This window comes from Salibacterium sp. K-3, from assembly GCF_054052005.1.
Map to the genome: position 1 here is coordinate 356,946 of NZ_JBSVZE010000001.1, position 23,523 is coordinate 380,468.

Sequence of the window (23,523 nt, forward strand, 5' to 3'; positions counted from 1 at the left end):
AAAAATGAATGCGTTTACAGTGAACGTTGTCAAATGAGGGTTAAAAAGTTGGCATATTTTTTGCATTTGCTATAGATAAGAGATACACATTTTTGTAAGGGGGATTTTATTATGAAAAAATTATTAACGATGTTAGGGGCTTCTGTATTGGTACTCGGAGCCTGCGGAAACGAAGAAAGCGGAGGTGCAGAAGGAAACGGAGAGTCCGCGGTGGAGGAAGATATGTTCTTGACAGTTGCCACAGGAGGAACATCGGGTGTGTATTATCCAATAGGAGGAGCATTGTCCAACCTCTATGAAAGTGAACTTAATACCGATTCTTCTGTGCAGTCGACAGGAGCTTCGGTTGAAAATATTAATCTATTGGAAGAAGACCGGGCTGAATTAGCGATAACAATGTCTGATGCTGTATCCCAGGCCTATGAAGGCACAGGGGCGTTTGAAGACGAAGAGGCGAAAGAAGGATTACGTGGGATGGCTTCCCTATATCCAAACTATGTCCAGGTAGTAACAACAGAAGATTCCGGTATTGAAAGTATGGAAGACCTGGAAGGCATGGATGTAGGAGTGGGAGCACCGAATTCTGGTGTAGAGTTGAATGCTCAGATGGTGTTGGAAGCTCATGGAATGAGTTATGACGATATAAATGAAGATTTTCTTTCCTACAGTGAAGCGATTGATCAGATGCAAAATAATATGATTGATGCAGCCTTTGTTACAAGTGGTCTCCCTAATTCTACTGTTATTGATTTGTCGACGCAGGAAGATGTGAAGATTGTACCTATTGAAGGCGAGGCCCTTAGTCAACTGCAGGAAGAGTATGCATTCTTCGGAGAAGGCACCATTGAAAAGGATGTGTATGAAACCGGCGAAGATATTCAAACAGCAACGATCATGAATGTCATGCTGGTCAATGAAAGTTTAAGTGAAGAGGAAGTTTATGAATTAACTGAAACCATGTTTAATAATATAGGCACGATCCAAGATGCACACAATGCAGCACAAGATATTGATTTAGAAAGTGTAACGGAGGGTATGCCAGTACCACTTCACCCAGGGGCTGAGCAGTATTATGAGGAACAGGATGCTTTGGAAGAATAATAAAAAGGAAATAATAATATTAGCTTTTATTATTATTTTGACCGCGATGGGGATAGTTGCTGCATGTGAGAGTGAAGAGAGGCAATTAGTTATACAGCATGAAAGGGAAGGGGAGTCCTTTATAAAAATACCAATACAAACAGGGGATGAAGTAGCCCTTTCCTGGATTCATTCTGTAGAACAGACTCCGTGGACTGATATATTCCGGGTGGAGGAATCCTGTGATTTCATGTTAGAAGAGACCCGGTTTGAATCCTTCGGTGCAGGAGTTGAGCATAAATATGAAGATGTAGAACAAAAGGATGGGACCTTTGTTGCCAAAAACATGGAGGAATGTCATAACTCGGTAAACTGGATTCATTCTCATAAGGCGGCGTATGAAGTGAAAGTCAATCAAGAAGTTGTGGCGGAAACCAGCGACCTGCCCCACCATGCACCGCTTAAAATTCTAATAGAAAAGAGGTGATGGGATTGCATTCATCACGGGAAACAGAAGAATATACAGAGGAACAACAAAAAGAAGTGCTTGAGAAGTATGATAATGAATCGCGGTTTCGTGTATTTGATAATAAAGGGTTAGCATGGGTGGTCTCCCTGATAGCGGTATTTCTTTCACTATATCATTTATATACATCATACTTTGGCACACCAGTAACTTTGCAACACCGTTCTTTGCATGTTGCGGTTATTCTTATTCTGGTATTTTTGCTTTATCCACCATTAAAGCATTCCAAACGATACCTGCTGCACTGGTATGATGCCTTGTTTGCTCTGATGGCTCTGAGTACGACTGTTTATGTTTTTATGGAATATGAGGGGATCATTGACCGCGGTGGTATACCGAATTCTCTGGATTTAATTTTTGGAGCCATCCTGGTACTGCTCGTTTTGGAAGCGGCCCGGCGTGTCACCGGCTGGGGGTTGCCATTATTGGCTATTCTGTTTTTGCTTTATGGAATGTTTGGGCGTGAGATGAGTGGACTTTTTCGACATAGAGGATACGGCTGGGATGAAATCGTTGGTTTTATGTATCATACGACGGAAGGCGTTTATAGTACAGCGATTGGTGTATCAGCCACTTATATCTTCCTTTTCATTTTATTTGGAGCTTTCCTGCAAAAGTCGGGCATGGGGCAGTTTTTTAACGATTTAGCCCTTGCAGTGGCCGGTCAGACAAAAGGCGGCCCTGCTAAAGTTTCTGTTATAGCAAGTGGATTTTTAGGAAGTATTAATGGAGCGGCAGTAGCCAATGTCGTTACGACAGGTTCCTTTACAATTCCTTTAATGAAGAAAATTGGCTATAAGAAAAACTTTGCCGGAGCTGTGGAAGCTTCAGCCTCGGTGGGCGGGCAGATTCTACCACCGATTATGGGAGCTGCTGCTTTTATCATGGCTGAAATCTTAGGGATTCCTTACAGCCAAATTACATTAGCTGCTTTATTGCCAGCCCTGCTCTTTTATCTTGGAGTCATTACTCAAATTCATCTGCGTGCGTCTAAAGAGGGTCTTCAAGGCATATCAAAAGATAATTTGCCAGCGGTGAAAAAAGTGATGGCAGAACGTGGACATTTAATGATTCCATTACTATTTTTATTGTATATGCTGTTTTTCAGCGGGCGTACTATTATTTTCTCCGCCTTTTTGACTATTCTTGTTACCGTGCTTGTTTCTATGATTCGAAAGACGACACGTATGTCCTTTAAAGATATTTACGAGGCTCTGGAAAATGGAGCGCGGACAGCTATAGCTGTAGCAGTTGCCTGTGCCGCTGTAGGTATTATTGTAGGTATTGCTACTTTAACTGGTTTCGGAATAAGTTTGGCCAATGGAATTGTAACGCTTGGCGGCGAAAACCTGTTGCTCACACTAATGTTTACAATGGTAGCCTGTATTGTACTTGGAATGGGTCTCCCAAGCATCCCTACCTATATTATTACGTCAACTATGGCGGCTCCCGCCTTAGTGGAATTGGGGATTGAAGCTTTAGTGGCTCACCTTTTTGTGTTTTACTTTGGGATTTTTGCTAATATTACCCCTCCTGTAGCCCTGGCTTCATTTGCTGCTGCGGGAATTTCCGGCGGGAATCAAATGCGAACCGGCTTCACTTCGATGAAACTTGCTATTGCCGGTTTTATCGTTCCATATCTATTTGTCTATAACGATTCGTTACTACTGACAAACACCACACTTGGAGAAGGTGTGATAGTCACGCTTTCTGCTGTTATTGGAGTAGTTATGCTCGGAGTTGCAGCAGAAGGATTTTTGATGACAAAAATTCCTGTTATTTTACGCCTTCTCTTTGCGGGAAGCGCTATTCTGATGATGACGCCAAATTTGATCTATGACGCAGTTGCGCTAATCCTGCTGATTCTAGCATGTGGAATCCAATGGTTCCTTGCGAAGAAACACGGGGTGAACACGGTAAAAGCTATTTAATTAAAAATACACAGTGTTCAGCTCAACCCCAGAATGGTCCATTTCGGTTCGAATCGATAGTAGCCATAAACGGGCCGGGCAGCCACTGTCCCGGCTCGTTTGTATATTAGTACTCATTTTAGGTGTAGAGGTAAAAAAGCCGAAATATTCTTAATATTCAAACGATACGAATGAATATTTCATTGTTTGTACCAAAACCTCCCGAAGGCGTAAAAGTTCCCAAAAGAAATAGACCGCCCTTTGTGAAGGTGTGCGGTCTATTTCTAAAGGACGTACCCAAAGTCCTCCGCTCTTAAAGCGGCTGTTGTACAGGACCGCAGGTGTATGTACCTGCACCTGCGACTCTTTTTTATTCTATGCGGTTTCTGAATCCACATACATCGATACTTAAATTATAACACAAAGACCGCTGGCGTAAACCTTTATCTGCCTATTGTGCAACTGCTGGATTAGAGTTAATACTTTTTGCTTGATAAAATGGAACACTTTTTCAAAAACCGGCCGATCGTTCTGCTCCGACAGACGGTACTGTGATATAATAATCATACTTTGAGATAAGAGACTTCGTTGCTCGTTCCCACGAGCGACGGGGTCTTTTTTTTTCTTTTTACAGTTTATTAGAGAAAGGCAGCGTGGTTATAAGCCGTGATTCGGAAACAACATGAAAACAGGAAAGTAATTTTATATTGGATCAGCTGCGAAACATTGAAAAGAATCTGAATATCACCATACCTTACCCTTACAACATCAATATTTTTTCTCACTTGTATATATTGTTAAGCCGATCGAGAAAAAGTCCGGACTTCCCATTTTCGAAGCAGATTGATCAGGAAAAAACAGAGATGATGAAGAAGGATGAGGATTTAAATGAAGTCGCTGAAATGACCGTTCATCATATGGAACGGTACTTACATCAATCCCTTCCGGACATTGAGGTGTATTTTCTTTATCAATCGAGCCGTAACGATGTCACTGGGTGCGGATGCCACGGTACCATCTTTGGCGGTGTATTAATGCTCCCATCCATGTCCAATCCATGGGCAGGCGTGGCAGGAATAGTAGTGAACGTGACTATCACATTGATATTATGGACGGTCACTATGTTCCTAATATTACATTATCCCCCTGGTTTATCGAAGAGGTGAGAAAAACAAGCGACTTACCGGTTTTCGGCCATCTTATGGTTACCAATCCAAGCCAATGGGGGCAGCAGCTGATTGATATCAAATGCGAATGGATCTGCATGCATGCAGAAGTGTTGGACGGTCTGCCGGCTTAAAAGCAAGTGTCGTGTTAAACCCTGAAACTTCCATTGATGCTATTTATCCTTATATTGATATGGTCGACAAAATAACGATCATGACTATTGATCCAGGATTTGCGGGGCAGCGGTTTATCGACAGTACGTTAGAAAAAATTGTTGATTTAAGACACTTACGCAAAGAAAATGATTATCACTTCGTCATTGAAATGGACGGCTCATCAAACCGTAAATCATTTAAGAAAATTGATGCCGCAGGTCCCGATATTTACATTGTAGGCCGGAGCGGCCTGTTCGGGCTGAATGAAGACATCCAAACATCGTGGGAAATCATGAAAAAAGATTATGAAGAAATGACCGGGAGATCCATCTCCTATTCGTAACCGCACACTTCTTGAAGAAGACGAGGATAAAGCGGGCCGGGATCGATTACTTTGTGTAATCGGTCGCGGCCCGTTTTTTTGTGAGGTCATGCCCGTCGAAAGCCCGGGACACCTCGATAAGTCAGTCATCATCGGTATAATCAACGGCGTGAATAGAGATTGATCTGGGGCAGCAGACAATAAGGTGATAAGAGATTTCGGTGCTCGTGGAGTGGGATGGAGCCTCTTTTTTCTTTTCTTTAGTCCTGTGTGGATAGTATTTCTGGGAGACAGGGATTAACAGCAAAACGCTTTTTTTTGTAACATTCGAAGTTACCTCACGCTGTCTGAACAGGATACCTCATAAACCACTTCATCTAATGAATTTCCTTAAATGTATTAAAAATACCATGATGGAATTATTGTTCTATTTTTGGTGATTTTATCATATTTAGCAGACACAAAATTTCTAAACATTATAGAATAGAACGACATATACAGCAAACGTTTGGTTTTTATACTGAAAATCTAGATGCAGCTGGGAGTGATGCAGCAATGAAGATGACGACAGAAGTGGAAACCAAATTACGGGAACTGGTAAATACAATAACGGATATAAGTGACATTCCTGCTGGTTTTTATTGTGAAAATTTTAGTGTTGTATCTTTTCCATATATAGAAAATAAAGAAAATGATGACTCTTTCTTCATTTTTAACTTTATCTATGAGCATGTCGAAACAGAAGAGAACGTGCTGTATGACGTAGAAAATGATTGTTATTATCTTTCAACCTGGATATCTATCCTGCAGGGCTTTCTACTGGTAGGTCCGTATAAAACGACTGATGTCATCCAGAAGAAATCTCCTCTGTGTCTTTGTGACAATCCAAACAGTTATGTCCACTGCATTACGACGATAACAAAACACGACAGCATTCAAATGATGTCTCATAGTTTTCTCCGCTATTATTTTTATTATTATCCGGGTGCTCTACATGAGAAGGATTGGATGACAGAAGATATGGTTCCCGGTGATACCGACGCTCTATACTATCCATATCAGAAGGAACAGCAGTTTCTTGAATACTTCAAGCAGTCCTCCCCTGAAAGTTTTGATATGTTAAAAGAAATCGAAAAAGAAATGGACTTGACGTTCGGTTCAGAAAACCCAGTGCGCCACTTGAAAAATAAACTGATGGTTGTCACTACCGTATTCACGAGAGTCCTGATTGAATCCGGGGTAACACCTTCCGAAGCATTGACGATCTCCAATGGATTTATGCGTTCTATTGAAAAGGCGGAAACCATACATGATCTGAATGATCTGCACAGAAAAATCATTGATTCTTTTTACTACCTTGTAGAAAGAGAACGAAAAAAACAGTACAGTCCATATATTCAAGAGATTCGTGATTTTGTTCACAGAAACTTGAGAGAACCGCTTGATGTAGCGGCAGTTGTTGAACATATGCAGCTATCAAGAGGGTATCTTTCCACGGAATTTAAGAAAGAATGCCGTATCACGCTGAAACACTACATTCTGGAATGCAAAGTGGAAGAGGCCAAACGCTTAATAGCCTATACGGACAAAACCTTATCAGATATTGCCACGTTGTTATGTTTTAATGACCAAACGTATTTTAGCAAAGTCTTTAAAAAGTTCACTGGAATCACACCTCTTCAATATCAAAAACAATTCCCCCTTTACTCCTAAACTCTTCGAATTATCTATGGAAAATGTCATTTAATATGACATTTTTCCTTATAAAAAACAAAAATACCATACTTTTCTTTATTTTACTATTAAATTGAAAATGTAATCAAATTCATAGCACTAATTGTCCAACTATTTTGTGAGTTTCATATTCATTCTCCTGTATTCCAATGACTCGATTTCGATCGCTGAGGAATAGAGTAGTTTTTTAGGGACAATTAGTGTATGAAAAAAGCATTTTATCAAAATTAAGGTAGAATGCAATATCTTAGAGGAGGAATTATTCAATATGGCGTACCAACCAAAGTCGTACCGCAGATTTCTGGCATCATCTGTATCTGCTGCAGTTGTAGCATCTGCCGCAGCAACAGTACCTGCCGATGTACAGCAGGCGGATGCAGCTGAATCTTTCAGTGATGTATCCAATGATTACTGGGCTTCGCAGGCTATCCAGAACCTGACGGATGAAGGGATTATCAACGGGTATCCAGACGAAACGTTCGCTCCAGGGGAAGACATAAACCGCGGTCAGGTGGCAGAACTTCTTGTAAAAGCATTTGACCTCAATGTCAATGAAGATGCAGCTTCAAGTTATGATGACCTTATAAATGAAAGTTACCACACACCTTATGCAGAAGCCGTAACGGATGCAGGATTTCTCCAGGGGCGCGAAGACGGCACGATGTTCGCGGCAGGAATGGACCTGACACGTGAACAGATGGCTACCATTCTTGTCCGTGCGTTTGACCTCGTGGAGATGTCAGGCTCGGACGCAGAAGTAGCAGACATAGACGAAGCTAATGCAAGCCATCAGGAGAATATTCAAATTTTAGCGGACTACGGTATTACTTCGACAGAAGATAATATGTTCCGTCCAAAAGAAACGGTCACACGCGCTCAATTCGCGACATTTCTGGACCGTGCTTTGAACGATGAGGAAATCGGCGGCGGAGATGGAAGCACCGGTGACAACAGTGACGACGATAATGACGACAGCTCCGATGACAACGATAGTGATGGAAATTCCGGTGGCAGCGATGATGATAGTGACGACAATTCAGACGAAAGTGATAATGACGGTGGAAGCTCCGGCGGAGGCTCCGGCGGCAGTGATGACGACGATGATGACAACAATGACAGCGGAGGCTCCGGCGGCAGTGATAACGATTCATCCGCTCTGGAAGAAATCAATAACGGCAACGCAGATGAGGGTACGTACGATGAAGCCGGTATAGACGGTGTCACGGAAGAAAACGTGGACGAAGTGAACGACGCGGTCAGCGACGCGCAGCCGGAGAACGGTGAGGACTTAACGCAGGAGGAAATCCAGGACATTGTGGATGATCTTGTTCAATCTTCCTTGGAAGCTATCCGCAATGGTAATGGTGACGTAACGGATTATGAAACAATTGGCACGGACGGCGTCACGGAAGACAATGTGGATGAAGTGAACGATGCCGTCACTAGTGACGATTCGGAAGATCCACTGACACCACAGGATATTCAAGATATCGTGGATGATCTTGTTCAATCTTCCCTGGAAGCCATCCAAAACGGCGATGGTGACGTAAGCGATTATGAAACGGTCGGTGCAGAAGGTGTCACAGAAGATAATCTGGCTGATGTAAAAGAAGCAGTCAGCAATGTCGAGCCGGCAGGAGACGCATTGACCGTTGAGGAAATCCAAGAAGCAGTGAATGATTTCCTGCAGGAAGATGCCCTGGAAACCATCAATAACGGCAACGCGGACGAGGGCACATACGATGATGCCAACGTAGACGGTGTCACGGAAGAAAACGTGGACGAAGTGAACGACGCGGTCAGCGACGCGCAGCCGGAGAACGGTGAGGACTTAACGCAGGAGGAAATCCAGGACATTGTGGATGATCTTGTTCAATCTTCCCTGGAAGCCATCCAAAACGGCGATGGTGACGTAAGCGATTATGAAACGGTCGGTGCAGAAGGTGTCACAGAAGATAATCTGGCTGATGTAAAAGAAGCAGTCAGCAGTGTCGAGCCGGCAGGAGACGCATTGACCGTTGAGGAAATCCAAGAAGCAGTGAATGACTTCCTGCAGGAAGATGCCCTGGAAACCATCAATAACGGCAACGCGGACGAGGGCACATACGATGATGCCAACGTAGACGGTGTCACGGAAGAAAACGTGGACGAAGTGAACGACGCGGTCAGCGACGCGCAGCCGGAGAACGGTGAGGACTTAACGCAGGAGGAAGTCCAGGATATCGTGGACACGGTCGTTGAAGAGAACACGGATGACACGATCGGCGAGGTCAGCGCAGAGCTAAGTGACAACAATGAGGCGGTCAGCGTCAGCGGTTCGACGACGAACATGGCCGACGGAGAAACTGTCGATATCGTCTTCACCAACGCGTCAGGAGATCAAGCAGGCAGCGCGGTAACAGCCGACGTTTACGACAATGCCTACAGTGCGGAAGACATTGATATCAGCGGTTTCGAGCCGGGAGACTACACAGCGACGGTAACGTCGAACGTGTACGGGGAAGCGCAGAACAGTACCAGCTTCAACACCGGCGACGATGGCAACACACCGGCTCCGGAAGCACCAAGTGGTGTAGAAACGACAGCGGTAAGCGCTGAAGGAGCAGCAGATGGAACGATCACTGGTGTTAACGACACGCAGGAATATAAAGCAGCCGACGCTGGAACATGGACCGCGGTACCGGAAAGTCAAACTGAAATCAGTGATCTGCCAGCGGGAGACTATGAGGTGCGCGTAGCGGCGTCAGGTGATACACCAGCGGGAGAGATTACAACGGTTACCATTGATGGAGCGTCAGACGATGGTCAGCAGTCATCTATCAGTGATGTTACTGCATCGTTTGACAACGATGAAGTAACAGTTACCGGTAGTACGTACAACATTCCTGCCGAAGAACAAGTGGATATCAGCTTCACCGGTTCTAATGGTAACAGCGTTGGAAGTCTGGCAACCACAGCTACTGTTACAGCCGACGACAGCTTCAGTACAACAACCAGCGTATACAGTGACGTGACTGCGGGTGATTATACCACAACTGTAACGTATGGAGATATCAGCGCGGAGGCATCTGCCTTCAATATTCCTTCCAATTTAGTTGCTGCACCTGCGATAGAGAAGCAAATAAATGAGCAATTCATTACTGATCTAATAAATGGTGGAGGAACAGTAGGCATTGATTTGGCGAATGGCGAAAACACCCTTGGATCCGATGTTGAATTGAAAATTGAAATGGAAACTAGTGGGGGAGTGCTTGGTGTAATGGATCTTGTTGGTGACAGTGTTCTAGAAGGCTTAGGGCTTAATCCAGGCTTTCTAAATCCTGACCCAATTATTGTAAACGACAGCGCTGAAGGTGATATTAATTATAAAGAGGGTACCGCAAGTTATACATTTAATGACGGTCCACTCACTAGTATCCTGACAGGTGTTGTTGGAATACTAGACACCGTTCCACTTATCAGTGCAAGCGATATAATTGGAACAAATATAGAGCTAACTCCGGTACTCACTAATGGCGAGCAAACTCAAAGAGGTGAATCAAAAGAAATAAACTTTGATCAAGATTTAATTGATTTAATTCGAAACAACATGTAAAGCTAAGAATTTTAATGAGTACTCACCATGTCAAAAAAAGCACTCTAATGGTTTCTTAGGATAAGGCTGTCAAGGGTTGTGTAATCCAAAAAGGACAGAGAGAGTCGATTCAATGATGACTCTCTCTGTTCTTTTTTTAACTATGGACTTACAATAATTTGTTTATTGGAAATAAAAACATATTTATCGTAATAAGGAGATGTGTTGATGATGAACGTTAAAAAAATACCTGAAATCGAACAAGTATTTGAAACGGGTATACGTTCATATGCTGTAGAAATTCAACGTTCAACCATAGAGTGGGCTGAACAGCTTAATTTTTTAAATGACTTCGGGATGTTAAAGAGATATGAAAAACAAAGCATTGGTTATCTCGCATTTAACCTCAGACTAACTACAGCCAACCTGCGGATTCTGCATCTTTGAAACTATCCTCCTCGCAGCTAAAAATTTAGTTTACTAAAAACAGTATGAAAAGATCATTTTTTGGTGTGTACTTGGGATTGTGATATGCTTATTCAAAACAGACATTCTTTCTTGAGTAATGTGTAATACCTGCATTCCAGCTGAGGGATATCACCTCTCCCCTAGTGCTTAACGGACCGTCTAAAGGAGTTCGAGAGCCTTGACATCAACCAAAAGCAAATCAAAAAGTATTATCATATTGATCGTAATTATGCTCGTTTTAACAGGACTTCGTATAGCATGGTTTATGTATCATATCCCCTCTGAACAACCTGCAGCAAAAGGCGGTGTATTAGATCTACGGGAACGTGATTTAGAGAATGATCCCCCTGTCTCTTTTGATGGCGGGTGGATATTTTTTCCTGGAATGTTAACAGAAAGTCCTCAAGAGCTTCCTTTGGATTCAGAAATACATAACGAACATACATCAATGGAAGCAAACGAGGATTCTTCTGTTACATTTGGAACCTATTATTTAAAGGTGCTCGTTGATAAAACCACTGATTCGAGCCAATCACTTTCTATAAGTATTCCGTCGACGAATACGGCTTCCGCTATGTATGTAAATGGGGATCTAAAAGAGCACTCGGGTCAGGTAGCGAAAAAAGCAGATCAACACCGCGGAAGGGGAAATCCCTACACCGTTACGTTTCCCGCTGAAAAACAGGAAATCGACATTATGCTGCAGGTTTCCAATTTTGACACCCCGGGCGGTGTTGCAGTGAGCAGTCCGGTGACCATTGGTGCTTCGGAGAAAGTCTCGGAAGATAGAAACTTTGAACATGTATTATTAATCAGCTTAGTCGTTATCCTGATCCTGCATAGTATTTATAGTCTGCTTATCTATCTTTTTATTTCGCGGAAGAAAATCATGCTTTTCTTTGCGGTGGGCTTTCTGTTTCCAGCTGTAGATGAGCTGCTTACCTACAACAGTGGTTTTATGGAGTGGCTTCCTTTTAATTATGAATGGTCATTTAAGTTTCAAGAATTTATTTACCTTGGAGCGGCATATTTCCTTGTGCAGATTATGCGGAACCTATTGAAAAATTCGCAGGGACACAAACGCTTCCGCTGGTTTACGATGTTATACGGGTTTTGTACGCTGCTTATTTTTATTCTCCCGCTTGAGTATTTAACACAGCTGAACAGCCTGTTCTTTGTTCTTTATTTTGTATCCTTTATTGGTGTCGTGCCGTTAGCTTTGAAGGATTACTTTCATTATAAAGATGAATCCATTTTTATTGCAGTCGTTGTTATAGGTACGACGTCCGGTATTTTGTGGGGGCTTATTAAAGAAGTTTCAGGGATAGACATACCGTTTTATCCGTTTGATTACCTTTGTGCGTTCCTCGGTTTTGCCGTTTTTTGGTTCAAGCGATTTTACAGGCAGAACCAGCAAGTGGTAGAGCTTGTGGAAGAGCTGGAACAAGCGGATAAGAAAAAAGATGAATTCCTGGCAAACACCTCTCATGAATTGCGCAATCCTCTTCACGGGGTAATCAATATTGCCCAGACGATGTTGGAGGACGATAAAGAACCTTTAACAAAAAAGAGCAAAGAGAATCTGGAGTTACTTGTTAATGTTGGCAGACGGATGGCCTATACCCTGAATGATCTTCTGGACGTGACCCGGCTGCAAGAGCAGAGAATCCAGCTTTATAAGGAAGAAATAAACCTTCATCCCGTAGCAGTTGGTGTCATCGACATGATTCGTTTTATGACGGCGGGAAAAGATCTTCAGTTATCTGTAAATATTCCGGAATCTTTTCCCATGGTAGAGGCAGATGAGAATCGGCTGGTACAAATTATATTTAATCTTCTGCATAATGCGGTGAAGTTTACAGAAAAAGGGTCTATCGTCATCGAGGCCGGCCACCACAATGGCAAAGCAGCCATTTCCATTACAGACACAGGTGTTGGCATGAGTGACGACTTACAGAAATACATCTTCCAGGCCTATGAACAAGTGGATGCTGATCCGGCGGAAGGCGGCCTTGGATTAGGACTTACAGTTTGTAAACAACTTGTCGAATTGCACGGGGGGGACCTCGCTGTACGCTCCTCTGTCGGAAAAGGTTCTGTTTTCACGTTCACTCTTCCACTGGCTGAGAACGTTCCAGATGAAAGAAGAGACAGTCAGGAAATCGCTGTGACGACGGAAGAGGACATGGAATCGCTCCAACCCTCGTTATCTCCCGTCAAGGAAAACGAAGAGGACCAAAAAGAAAACAAAGGAAAAATCTTAGCCGTAGAAGATGATCCGGTTAACTTAAAAATATTAAAAACGATGCTCACGGCTGATTACGATGTCACGGCGGCCAAAAGCGGACGGGAAGCATTGGAAATGATTGATACGGGAGAATGGGATTTAATCATTACGGACGTGATGATGCCCCGCATGTCAGGGTATGAACTGACAAAAAGGATCCGCAGACAGTTTAAAATGTCGGAGTTGCCTATTTTGCTTCTTACGGCGCGAAACCAGAGGGAAGATGTGTATACCGGATTTGACGCAGGTGCAAATGACTATATCGCAAAACCTGTAGACGCTAAAGAATTGAAAGCTCGTGTGGATGCGCTGATCAAGCTGAAACAGTCCATTAAAGAACAATTGCGTGTGGAGGCTGCCTGGCTTCAGGCGCAAATACAACCACATTTTTTATTTAATACACTAAACACCATTGTCTCTTTAAGTGAAGTGGATACCGACAGAATGGTTAAACTGCTCCATGAGTTTGGAAACTATCTCCAAAGAAGTTTTCACGTGCATAATACGGAATCTCTCATTCCGCTCGATGAAGAACTTAAATTGATAAGGTCGTATTTGTATATTGAAAAAGAGAGGTTTGGAGAAAGGTTGCAAGATAAATGGGATATTGAAGATGATTTGAACATCAATGTTCCCCCGCTGTCCATCCAGACTCTCACCGAAAATGCTGTCAGACATGGGGTGCTGCAAAGAGTGAGCGGGGGTACGATTTGTATAAAAGCGGTGGAACGTAAGAACCATTACGAAATATCTGTTATGGATGACGGCGTGGGAATGGATGACCAAACTGTGCAGCAAATGCTCGACAGGAATTCGAGCCGGCAGAGTGTCGGCATAACAAACACAAATCAAAGGCTAAAAAAACTTTTCGGTAAAGGATTGGAAATTGAAAGCACTCCGGGTAAAGGGACGACAGTGACTTTTCAAATACTGAAATAAAAAACGGCAGTCAGTGACTTATTCCAAGTCCCCGGCTGCCATTTCTTTGAGTTTTAAGTATTGTTGTTCTGAAGAGTACCTGTCACCAATTTCATCATATAAATGCATCAGTTTGTAATAACCGTCTTCCATAAAAGGGTAGCGTTTTTGTATCGTATGATACATAGTGATAGCAGAAGTGTAGTCACCTTTGCTGATTAAGAAATCCGTAATTGTTGTCCCAAGACTCAGCCATAGAGCTCGTAATCTTTCTCTTTCTGCTTCCATCCAGATATAATCTGTTTCTTCGAAATAATCTCCATGATACATGTCGAAGTATTTCTGGTATTCGCAAAGGGTATTATCGGATATAGGAGGTAATGCCGACACCCCTTTCTCCCATTCATCGACATCCACTTTTGTGCCGTTCAGATCAAGTATGTAACTCTCTTCATGGTTTTTAATTGTAATATCTATTCCACTTGTTTTTAAGGTCTTTCGAACCTGGTAAACGGTGGAATAAAGCAATGCCATCCCTTTTTCCATATCGTTATCCGGCCACAGTGTCTCTATGATCACATCTTTTCGAATCGGTTTCTGTCTATGATGCAGCAACAGCATAAATAATTCTTTGGCTTTTAATGTTCTCCAATTTATTTCAGGAGTTGGATGTTCTACTTCCGATCTTTTGAATTGTAAGGATTTTAAACAACAGACGAAAGACCCGCCGGATTTGCCGGAAGCCTTGTATGGCTCCAACTGCTGAAGCCGGTGGATGGTTTTGTTTAATCGTTCCCGCTGGATTGGTTTTACCACGTAATCCACAGCGTTCAGTTCAAAGGCGTCTACGGCATATTCGTTGTATGCTGTTACAAAAACGATGTGTGTTTCAGGAGAGGCGTCCTGGATTTTCTCAGCAAGTTCTATTCCCCGCAATTCAGGCATTTCTATATCGAGAAATGCAGCCTCAGGTTGATGTCTTAACGCTTCCTCTACAGCTTGATACGGATTGAAATATTTTCCAACTACCTCCACTTCCTTGTTTTCTTCCAGCAGCTTCTCGAAATAATGAAGGACATGAGGTTCGTCATCAACCAGCATGACTTTCAAGTTCAATATCCCCCTTTCTCCAATGTGGAGTTGACACTAATATTATAACTTTTTTTTGACTTTTCTGATAGGTTTGGCTTTTATTCTTGTTCAGAATTTGTTCAGCCTGCTTATATACAATGTATAGGCGAAGAAAATAAAGCTATTGTTATAATGGGTCGGATTGTGGCCTTGTAGCGATAAGAACTTAATCAGCAGCTCCTGATTAAGTACACTCATTTCTTGCTGCGTCTAACTATTATATTTGAAATCAATAGCAGGATAGGAGTGATATATGAATGATATCCGGTGCGAATCAATCCAAAATTGAAGAACTGAATCGAATACTTGAGGGTGCGACAGCCATTTCAGTGGGTTTTTATTCCAAAGATTTTTGTACATATACTTCCCGGCAGTTTTGGATGGAATCAGAAGAGGCAGGCGCATCTTCCTTCCTATTTCTGTACAGTAATACAGAATCGGTGGAGTGTTATCTTTATGATGAGGAAACGAATTCCACTTATTTTTCCCTATGGATACCTACATTACAGGGTTTTATAGTTGTCGGGCCCTATCAAGGAGGAGACTCGGTGCCGGGAAAATGTTTGGTGACGTTCAAATCGAAAGAATCCGGTTCGAGCAATCCCAAACCATTTATTTCGGAACATCATTACGTTAGAACGTTGTTGAACAGCATGGTCCGGCACTATTTTTACTACTATCCCGGGAACGAGCAAGGCGTGGATTGGGTGACCAACGAAATGAATGAATCAGGTGCAGACTATATTCATTACCCTTACCTTCTCGAAAAAGAGTTTTTGGACTATTTCCGACATGCAGACCCCGGGAGCTTTGAAGTAATGAGAGAAATTGAAACCCAGGCAGATATGGAATTAGGGTCCAGCAATCCAGAAAGACATTTAAGGAATAAATTGATTATTATCTGTGCGGTATTGACGAGGACATTAATTGAATCAGGGGGCTCCGTGCCCCGGGTTATGAAGATGAGTTATACTTTTTTGTTTGAAATAGAAGAAGCCTCAAACCTCAAGGAATTGAACACCCTGAATGCCAAAATTCTGGATTCTTTTTATGTGCTGGTTCAAAAAGAAAGGAATAGCTCATTCAGCCCTTTTGTCCGGCAAATCCGTGACTTTATTCAGAGCCACATTTACAACACGATTGAGGTGCAGATGATAGCGGATTACATGGGTATTACGTCCAACTATGTTTCAACGATGTTCAAACAGGAATACGGGGTTTCTTTGAAGCGTTATATATTAGACCAGAAGGTTCAGGAAGCCAAAAGGTTGATTCTTTATTCTGATATGTCCCTATCCGAGATTGCTGCTTGTCTGTCTTTCAACGACCAGACGTATTTCACAAAAGTGTTCAAACGAGTAACCGGACAGACCCCGTTTCAATACCGCAGGCAAAGCCCTCCGCTCTCTTAAAATTGGAAGAAGTTTTATTGCGGCGCTTATATATGTATTATAGATACATATATATTATTGTTCTATTATTCCATTTTTTTAACTAATTTACCATACAGGATAATTTATCATTAAGACAATGAGTAAGTCATGTGTGCACTTTCACGAAAGAGCAGGGGGTTCGATGAAAGAAGTCTCTGGTACTATACCTAATTTTTGTTTTTCTTAAACAAAAATGGTAGTGAAATAATACGAGTATCAAGCATAAGGAGGAACCAATTTGGCAAGAAAATTTAATATCTCAGCTGTTATTTTTATCTTAATTTTTCAGTTAATAGGAAGCGGGGCGGGGGTTACCCCTTCTGTTATGGCTGAAGATACAGGCGCTACGGATGAAACGTCTGTAACCGATGATGTATACAATGATAACGACACAGTGACTAATGATGTATACAATGACGACACAGTGACCAATGATGTCTATCAGGATCAAACGGTTACGGAGAGCGTCTATAACAATGATCCCTCGGGTGAAATATCAGAGAACATTCTGGATAACGCGGACCTTGCATATTCAGGTGACAGCGTGGATACAGACACGATCATGGAGTTGAATTATGACTGGGCTCTTGAAAACGGGCATGGTTATAAAGAAGGTGCCACATTCAACTTCACGCTTCCGGAAGAATTTGACGTGTACGATCCGGTAGAAGGCTCTGAAATGACGGATGGAAACGGTGAACTGGTAGGGTATTTCTCTGTTGATAAAAGTGGTGCGGCTACGGTTGAATTCACGGACTATATTGAGAATTATTCAAACGTCAGCGGGGAGCTTCAGGTTTTAACGACAATCAGTGAAGAAACGGATATTGAGTCGGGGATGAAAGTCACCGTGACGCCGATAGAAGGCGGAGACTCTATAGAAATACCTGTAAATTTCAGTGGTGGTGATCCCGGGATGAGTAAAACGGGAACACCGGAACGAAATTATAATGCACAAAATGCAGACTGGAGTGCTCAATTTAACAAGACTCTGGAGACGATCAATGATCCCGTATTTGAAGACACACTGGACGAAGGAATGGAATTCGTCGAAGGTTCGGTCGACGTGTACTATCTGGATGTGAAGATGGATGGAACAGTGGACACCGGATCTGCTGTGCCGGAAGGGAATTATACCGTTGATACAAGCGGAACCGGGCTGTCGGTGGATTTCGGCAGTGAAATCAATAAGGCGTACCAGGTGGATTATGAAACGAATCTGACAGACCAAAGCAAAACTGAATTCACAAATAATGCGTCATTAAAATCAGGAGACAGCACGGAAGGATCCGCGGAAGCAAGTATATCTGTGGAGCGGGGAGACCCGCTTGATAAGCGGACGGCATCATATGACAATGCCGCGCAGATTATCGAATGGGAAACTATGTACAACTATAACCAACGAACGATTTCCAGTAGTGAAGCTGTAATCGAAGATAACTTCTTCGTAGACGGTGCGGCTAATCCTTTTGAAATCGTGGAAGATATTGAAGTTCAGGAGATGACCATAGATAAAAATGGGAATGCTTCAGAAAACGGCACGGTGGACCCCTCCCAATATAATGTCACCTATGACAGTGACGGCCATGGGTATACGCTGCAATTTAACAATGAAATAAATGGCGCGTATAAGCTGTCCTATCAAACGGAGGCTGTTGATCGTGTGTTTAATGACAACGGCACGGTTGTAAACAACGTCTACGCCGGTGGTGAGGAAGCTTCCGCCCAGCAGAACTTCGGGCAGGGTATTGTGCACAAAAGCAACAGCAATGCGGATTATCAAAACAAAACAGTGGATTGGACCATCACCCTGAATCGTGACGGGTATGAGATGAACAATCTCCAAATCGACGACACATTCACCAGCGGCGGACTGACGCTGGATGAAGGAAACTTTACAAGCAGCACGGGCTTGGTAAAAGGTGTCGATTATGAAGTGGTCAATACAGGCGGAGACAATTTTACGATAAACTTTTTACAGCCTATTGATTCGGAGCACTCCATCACATATACGACATCGTTTGATTACGCTGATATGACATGGTCGAATGACTACTTTCAAAATGATGCAGCGATGTCATGGGAAGACAGCTCCGGACAAGAATATAATAAATCGGCGACTTCCACGTTTGAGCCGGACAGTTACACTCAAATGAACGGATTTAAGAATGGTTCCTACAACGCGGTGGATAAAGAGATCACCTGGAATGTCGGAGTCAACTACAACCTGCAGGACCTATCGGATGTAGTGGTGGAGGACTATATCCAGGGCAACCAACAGCTGGTGGAAAGCTCCATTTCGGTGTATGAAATCGAACCAGGTGAAGATCCGGATGATGTGGTGCAGGGCGATGAAGTGGATCCTGCCAATTACACCGTAAATACAGGTATTACAGATGGGAACGGCAACCCTGGTTTTGAGATTGATTTCGGTGATATTTCAACATCCTACCTGGTCACTTATCAAACAAGTCTGGACGGGCTGGACCTGGTAGAAGACTCGTACAACAATACAGCCTCGGTGAATGAAGGCGGTACTGAATCATTTAATCTGGACGCTGAAGTATCGATCCCGCACGGCGGCAGCTATACAGATAAAAGCGGAGAGCAGGATGGGAAAATAGTGAACTGGCAAGTGGATGTGAACTTTGCCCAGTCCCAGATTGATAAAGCTTCCATTGAAGATACACCAAGTGACAACCAGATGATGCTGGAAGATTCGGTTCATGTGTATAAGACGGATGTATCGGAAGACGGAAGTGTAACAAAAGCAGACGAATTGGACTCCTCTGCTTATACCACGGACTTCAGCAGCGATTCAGGATTTAAGCTGACATTTAATAATCAAATCAATGAACCATATATTGTGGAGTATCAATCATTCATTCAAGCAGCACCAGGAGATCCTGTAGGAAATGACATTTCATTTGATGGTAACAATATCACAGAAGAATCGTGGGCGTCTGAAGATAGTTTTGAGGTACGACGAACTACCGGAATGGGATCAGGAACAGGTGAACTCGCAGACCTGACCGTTACGAAACAAGATGCAAAAACCGGTGAAGTGCTGGAAAACGCGGAGTTTACACTGATTGATCAAGGCAGCGGTGTTGAAATTCAATCCGGCACGACCAATGCTGACGGAGAGATTGTATTTGAAGATTTACTTCTGGGAGATTACCAGCTCCGGGAAGATCAGGCGCCGGCCGACTATCAGTCTATCGAAGATCCGATCAGTGTAGAGGTGGATGAATCGCCAGAATCAAAAGTCGTTACCAATGAACTGATCCCGGGATCTGTGGAATTGACGAAAACAGCAAAGGAAGATAACAGCAAGCTTCTGGATGGAGCAGTATTTGAACTGCAGAATGCTAGCACAGGGGAAGTCGTGGAAGAAGGTCTGACCACCGGCGACGACGGAGAGGGCAAAATTCAAGTGGATGATCTCCGGCCCGGCACGTACAAATTTGTGGAAACCAACGCTCCAGCAAACTATCAAAACGGCATGGAATCAGAAGCATTTACCATTGAACGAAGTGCAACAGAGGCAGATGCCGATCATGAATCGATTACCGTTGAAAACGAATTGATTCCAGGGTCGGTGACGCTTAAAAAACTCGATGGGGTGGAATCAACTCCCCTTCCGGATGCTGTGTTTGAGCTTCAGGAAGAAACATCTGATGGATCCTGGGAAGTAATGGAAGAGAACTTGACCACGGATGAGAATGGTGAAATCAACGTTGATAATCTCGCTCCGGGAAGGTATCAATTCGTCGAAACCGAGGCTCCCGATGATTATGAGCTGAATACAAATCCAATACCATTTGACATAGAAAAAAGTCCGTCAGAAAGTGATGTCTACCACACCACCGTCACAGCCCATAATAATTTGGCTCCTGGTTCTGTCGTCATAACGAAGGCAGACACAGACACCGGGGAAGTGCTCCAGGGTGCGAAGTTTGTGCTTCAGCACTCTGACGGCACCCCGGTAGGAGAAGGTGTGACCCGGACGACGAATGAAAATGGACAGATTATCGTGGAAGACCTTGCCCCGGGAAGCTACCAATTTGAAGAAACAAAGGCCCCGGAGCACTACGAGCCGTTGGATGAGCCGGTCACCTTTGAAATTGAAAGAGGTCAGGAAGAAGCAAAGCAGATAACGGCAGAAAATGAGTTGACCCCGGGATCTGTGGATCTGAATAAAGTAGATAAAGACAATCCGGATAAAACGCTGCAGGGTGCTGTTTTCAACGTAGAGACTCAGGGCGGCACCACCGTCCGTGAAAATGTGGCGACGGATGAAAACGGCACGGTAACCGTAAACGACCTCCGTCCCGGTGATTATCAGTTCGTTGAAACGCAGGCACCGGAAAACTATCAACTCGATGAAGAACCGGTACCTTTCACTATCGAGAAGAGCCAGGCAGAGACCCTGACGGTAACGATAGAGAACAGCTTGATACAGGGATCGGTGCAATTAACGAAAGTGGATGAAGACAACCCGGACCGTGCCTTGCAGGGAGCGGTGTTTGATCTTGAAACCACTGATGGTGAAACAATAAGAGAAGATCTTGAGACCGATGAAAATGGTCAGATCGTCGTTGATAACCTGTATGCGGGAGATTATCAGTTTGTCGAAACCGAAGCACCGAAGAGTTATCAACCAAGGGAAGAACCAGTACCTTTCACGATTGACCAGTATAAAACGGAAGATGCGGTGAAGCAGGAAACGGTTCAGGCAGAGAACAAGCTGTATCCGGGATCTGTACAGCTCGTAAAAACGGAGGAGAACAACCCGGATAATCTTCTGGAAGGTGCTGTGTTTGAATTGCAGACAACAGACGGCGAAACCCTCCAGGAAGGCCTGACGACAGGGGAAGACGGCCGATTCGCGGTGAATAATCTTGCTCCGGGAGAGTATCAGTTTGTTGAAACCGAGGCGCCATATGACTACTGGAGGAATATGGATGCTGTACCGTTTGAAATTGAAGAAGGACAGGAAGAAGCTGTTGTTGTAACGGTTGAAAACCAGCCTCTGCCTGATTCATCCCCATCATCTCCGTCTAATGATGAAGAAGGTTCTGTAGTCTTAACAAAAACAGCAGCCAATGATACAGAAGAAGCACTGGAAGGCGCTGTGTTTGAACTGCAGGAAGCAGACGGAGATGTAGTGGAAGACGATCTGACTTCCAATGAAGAGGGAGAGATCGAAGTATCGGATCTGGAGCCTGGCAGCTATCAGTTTGTCGAAACCGAAGCACCTGATGGATATCTGTTGGATGAAGAACCGGTGTCTTTTGACATTGAAGAGGATGAAGAAACAACCATTACGATAGAAAATGAGCAAATGGCTGGCACCGCGACGTTAACTAAAGTTGATTCCAGTGATGAAGAAAAACGCCTGCGGGGAGCGGTATTTGATCTGGAAGAAGCAGATGGTGACATCGTCGAAGAAAATCTCACAACGGATGAAAATGGAGAAATTACGGTGTCCGGACTTGAGCCAGGCGACTATCAATTTGTAGAGCAGCAGGCTCCGGACGGTTATCAGTTAAACGAAGATCCGATGGATTTCACCATCGAAGAAAATCAGGAAGAAATGGTTACGCTGACAGCGGAGAACGAAGCCAAGCCTGGAGCGGTTCAGTTAACGAAGACAGCTGCCGGAAACGCAGATGAGGTGTTGGAAGGAGCGGTCTTCACCCTTGAAGAGGCTGACGGAACGCTTGTTCAGGAAGGACTGACCACCGGGGAAGATGGAACGATTACGGTCACCGATCTGGAACCGGCAAGCTACCAGTTTGTTGAAACCCAAGCCCCGGACGGGTATGAACCGACATCCGAACCGGCTGCCTTTACCATCGAAGCCGGAGAAACCGGACTCGTACAGGTCACCGTGGAAAATGAAAAAACAGAGGAAAGCCCTGCACCTTCATCGGAAGGATCCGTGGCCTTAACGAAAGTGGATGATACCGACGCCGATAAACTGCTAAGTGGTGCGGAGTTCACCCTGCGTAACGCAGACGGAACGACGATCGAGGAAGGGCTGACCACAAATGACTCCGGCAAAATCTTTGTGAATGAGCTGGAACCTGGTACGTACGAATTTGTCGAGACGAAAGCTCCCGAAGGTTATGAACGTGATGACAGTCCTGTAATGTTCGATATCAAAGAAAATCAAGAGGAAGCGGTGAATGTAACCGCAGTGAATACACCAGCATCATCGGATGAGGCATCATCCGGGCCGGAAGATGAAGAATCACCATCCAACTCCGGGAATGATGAAAGTGCAGATGGACGCGTGGAAGACAGCAAAGGTGAAGGGCAGACACTGCCTGATACGTCTACTGCAATCTTCAATTATGGTTTCCTTGGTGTGATTGCTGTGATCGCAGGACTGTTTATCCGCAGAAGGAAAAAAGCATAAAAGGAAAATAGGGATAGGCTGCCTGTTACGTTTGTAACGTAGGCGGCCTATTCTGTTATTCAGAAGAAGAATCGGTGGAAGGAATGGAAGAAAGGGAAGACAAAGATGAGGATGCTTCGTAAATTGGGATGGGTTAATTCCTGGAAAGCCTACTGGCGGATAGCGGCAAGCCCCATCCGACATCAACCCCTTGATGACCACTACTGGGCCGGCCAAGGGTTAAAGAGTCTATGGAACAGAAATCATCACCATCGTTGGAATTAAATGAAACCCTCGAGTACGGGTCCGTACGCTCGGTGGTGGGAGAGGAGGGGATTAGTTATCCCCTCCTGCTCGATTAGACAGGAAAGAACAGAAGGCGAATATTGCAAGTCTTGGGAGAGCTTTTATA

At 43.8% G+C, this 23,523-nt stretch carries 13 protein-coding genes; 12 read left to right on the top strand and 1 reads right to left on the bottom strand.

The window, feature by feature from the left end:
* Positions 1-111: 111 nt before the first annotated feature.
* The 10 genes from ACW9JV_RS01755 (at position 112) to ACW9JV_RS01800 (ending at position 14,162) form a co-directional block, all read left to right on the top strand.
* Positions 112-1,101 carry a TAXI family TRAP transporter solute-binding subunit gene (locus ACW9JV_RS01755; protein ID WP_457330750.1) on the top strand — a complete coding sequence of 330 codons (990 nt, stop codon included), beginning with the start codon at positions 112-114 and terminating at the stop codon, positions 1,099-1,101.
* Entirely contained in the window at positions 1,073-1,567 is a 495-nt protein-coding gene (locus ACW9JV_RS01760) for a DUF1850 domain-containing protein (protein ID WP_457330752.1), read from the top strand. Before ACW9JV_RS01755 ends, ACW9JV_RS01760 begins: the two co-directional genes overlap by 29 nt.
* Complete coding sequence (locus ACW9JV_RS01765) at positions 1,567-3,537, top strand: TRAP transporter permease (RefSeq protein WP_457330754.1); 1,971 nt, start codon at positions 1,567-1,569, stop codon at positions 3,535-3,537. Before ACW9JV_RS01760 ends, ACW9JV_RS01765 begins: the two co-directional genes overlap by 1 nt.
* Before the next feature lie 686 nt (positions 3,538-4,223).
* Positions 4,224-4,682 (top strand): PRD domain-containing protein, encoded by a 459-nt coding sequence (locus ACW9JV_RS01770; RefSeq protein WP_457330756.1) that lies wholly within the window; start codon positions 4,224-4,226, stop codon positions 4,680-4,682.
* Complete coding sequence (locus ACW9JV_RS01775; RefSeq protein ID WP_457330758.1) at positions 4,625-4,816, top strand: hypothetical protein; 192 nt, start codon at positions 4,625-4,627, stop codon at positions 4,814-4,816. Before ACW9JV_RS01770 ends, ACW9JV_RS01775 begins: the two co-directional genes overlap by 58 nt.
* Positions 4,765-5,181: a hypothetical protein gene (locus ACW9JV_RS01780; RefSeq protein ID WP_457330760.1), complete on the top strand. Its 417-nt coding sequence runs from the start codon at positions 4,765-4,767 to the stop codon at positions 5,179-5,181. The genes ACW9JV_RS01775 and ACW9JV_RS01780 overlap by 52 nt, the downstream gene beginning before the upstream one ends.
* A gap of 534 nt (positions 5,182-5,715) precedes the next feature.
* A complete protein-coding gene (locus ACW9JV_RS01785; protein ID WP_457330762.1) occupies positions 5,716-6,873 on the top strand; it encodes a helix-turn-helix domain-containing protein in 1,158 nt (385 codons plus the stop codon).
* Between the two features lie 289 nt (positions 6,874-7,162).
* Positions 7,163-10,489, top strand: a complete 3,327-nt coding sequence (locus ACW9JV_RS01790) for an S-layer homology domain-containing protein (protein ID WP_457330764.1) — start codon at positions 7,163-7,165, stop codon at positions 10,487-10,489.
* 207 nt (positions 10,490-10,696) lie between these two features.
* Complete coding sequence (locus tag ACW9JV_RS01795; RefSeq protein WP_457330766.1) at positions 10,697-10,915, top strand: hypothetical protein; 219 nt, start codon at positions 10,697-10,699, stop codon at positions 10,913-10,915.
* Between the two features lie 199 nt (positions 10,916-11,114).
* A complete protein-coding gene (locus ACW9JV_RS01800; RefSeq protein ID WP_457330768.1) occupies positions 11,115-14,162 on the top strand; it encodes an ATP-binding protein in 3,048 nt (1,015 codons plus the stop codon).
* A gap of 18 nt (positions 14,163-14,180) precedes the next feature.
* On the opposite strand, the gene ACW9JV_RS01805 is transcribed toward ACW9JV_RS01800, so the two are convergent.
* Positions 14,181-15,242 carry a response regulator gene (locus tag ACW9JV_RS01805; RefSeq protein WP_457334527.1) on the bottom strand — a complete coding sequence of 354 codons (1,062 nt, stop codon included), beginning with the start codon at positions 15,240-15,242 and terminating at the stop codon, positions 14,181-14,183.
* A 287-nt stretch (positions 15,243-15,529) separates the two neighbouring features.
* On the opposite strand from ACW9JV_RS01805, the gene ACW9JV_RS01810 reads away from it, so the two are divergent.
* Complete coding sequence (locus ACW9JV_RS01810; protein ID WP_457330770.1) at positions 15,530-16,684, top strand: helix-turn-helix domain-containing protein; 1,155 nt, start codon at positions 15,530-15,532, stop codon at positions 16,682-16,684.
* A 259-nt stretch (positions 16,685-16,943) separates the two neighbouring features.
* Positions 16,944-23,132 (top strand): SpaA isopeptide-forming pilin-related protein, encoded by a 6,189-nt coding sequence (locus ACW9JV_RS01815; RefSeq protein ID WP_457330772.1) that lies wholly within the window; start codon positions 16,944-16,946, stop codon positions 23,130-23,132.
* Positions 23,133-23,523: the final 391 nt, after the last annotated feature.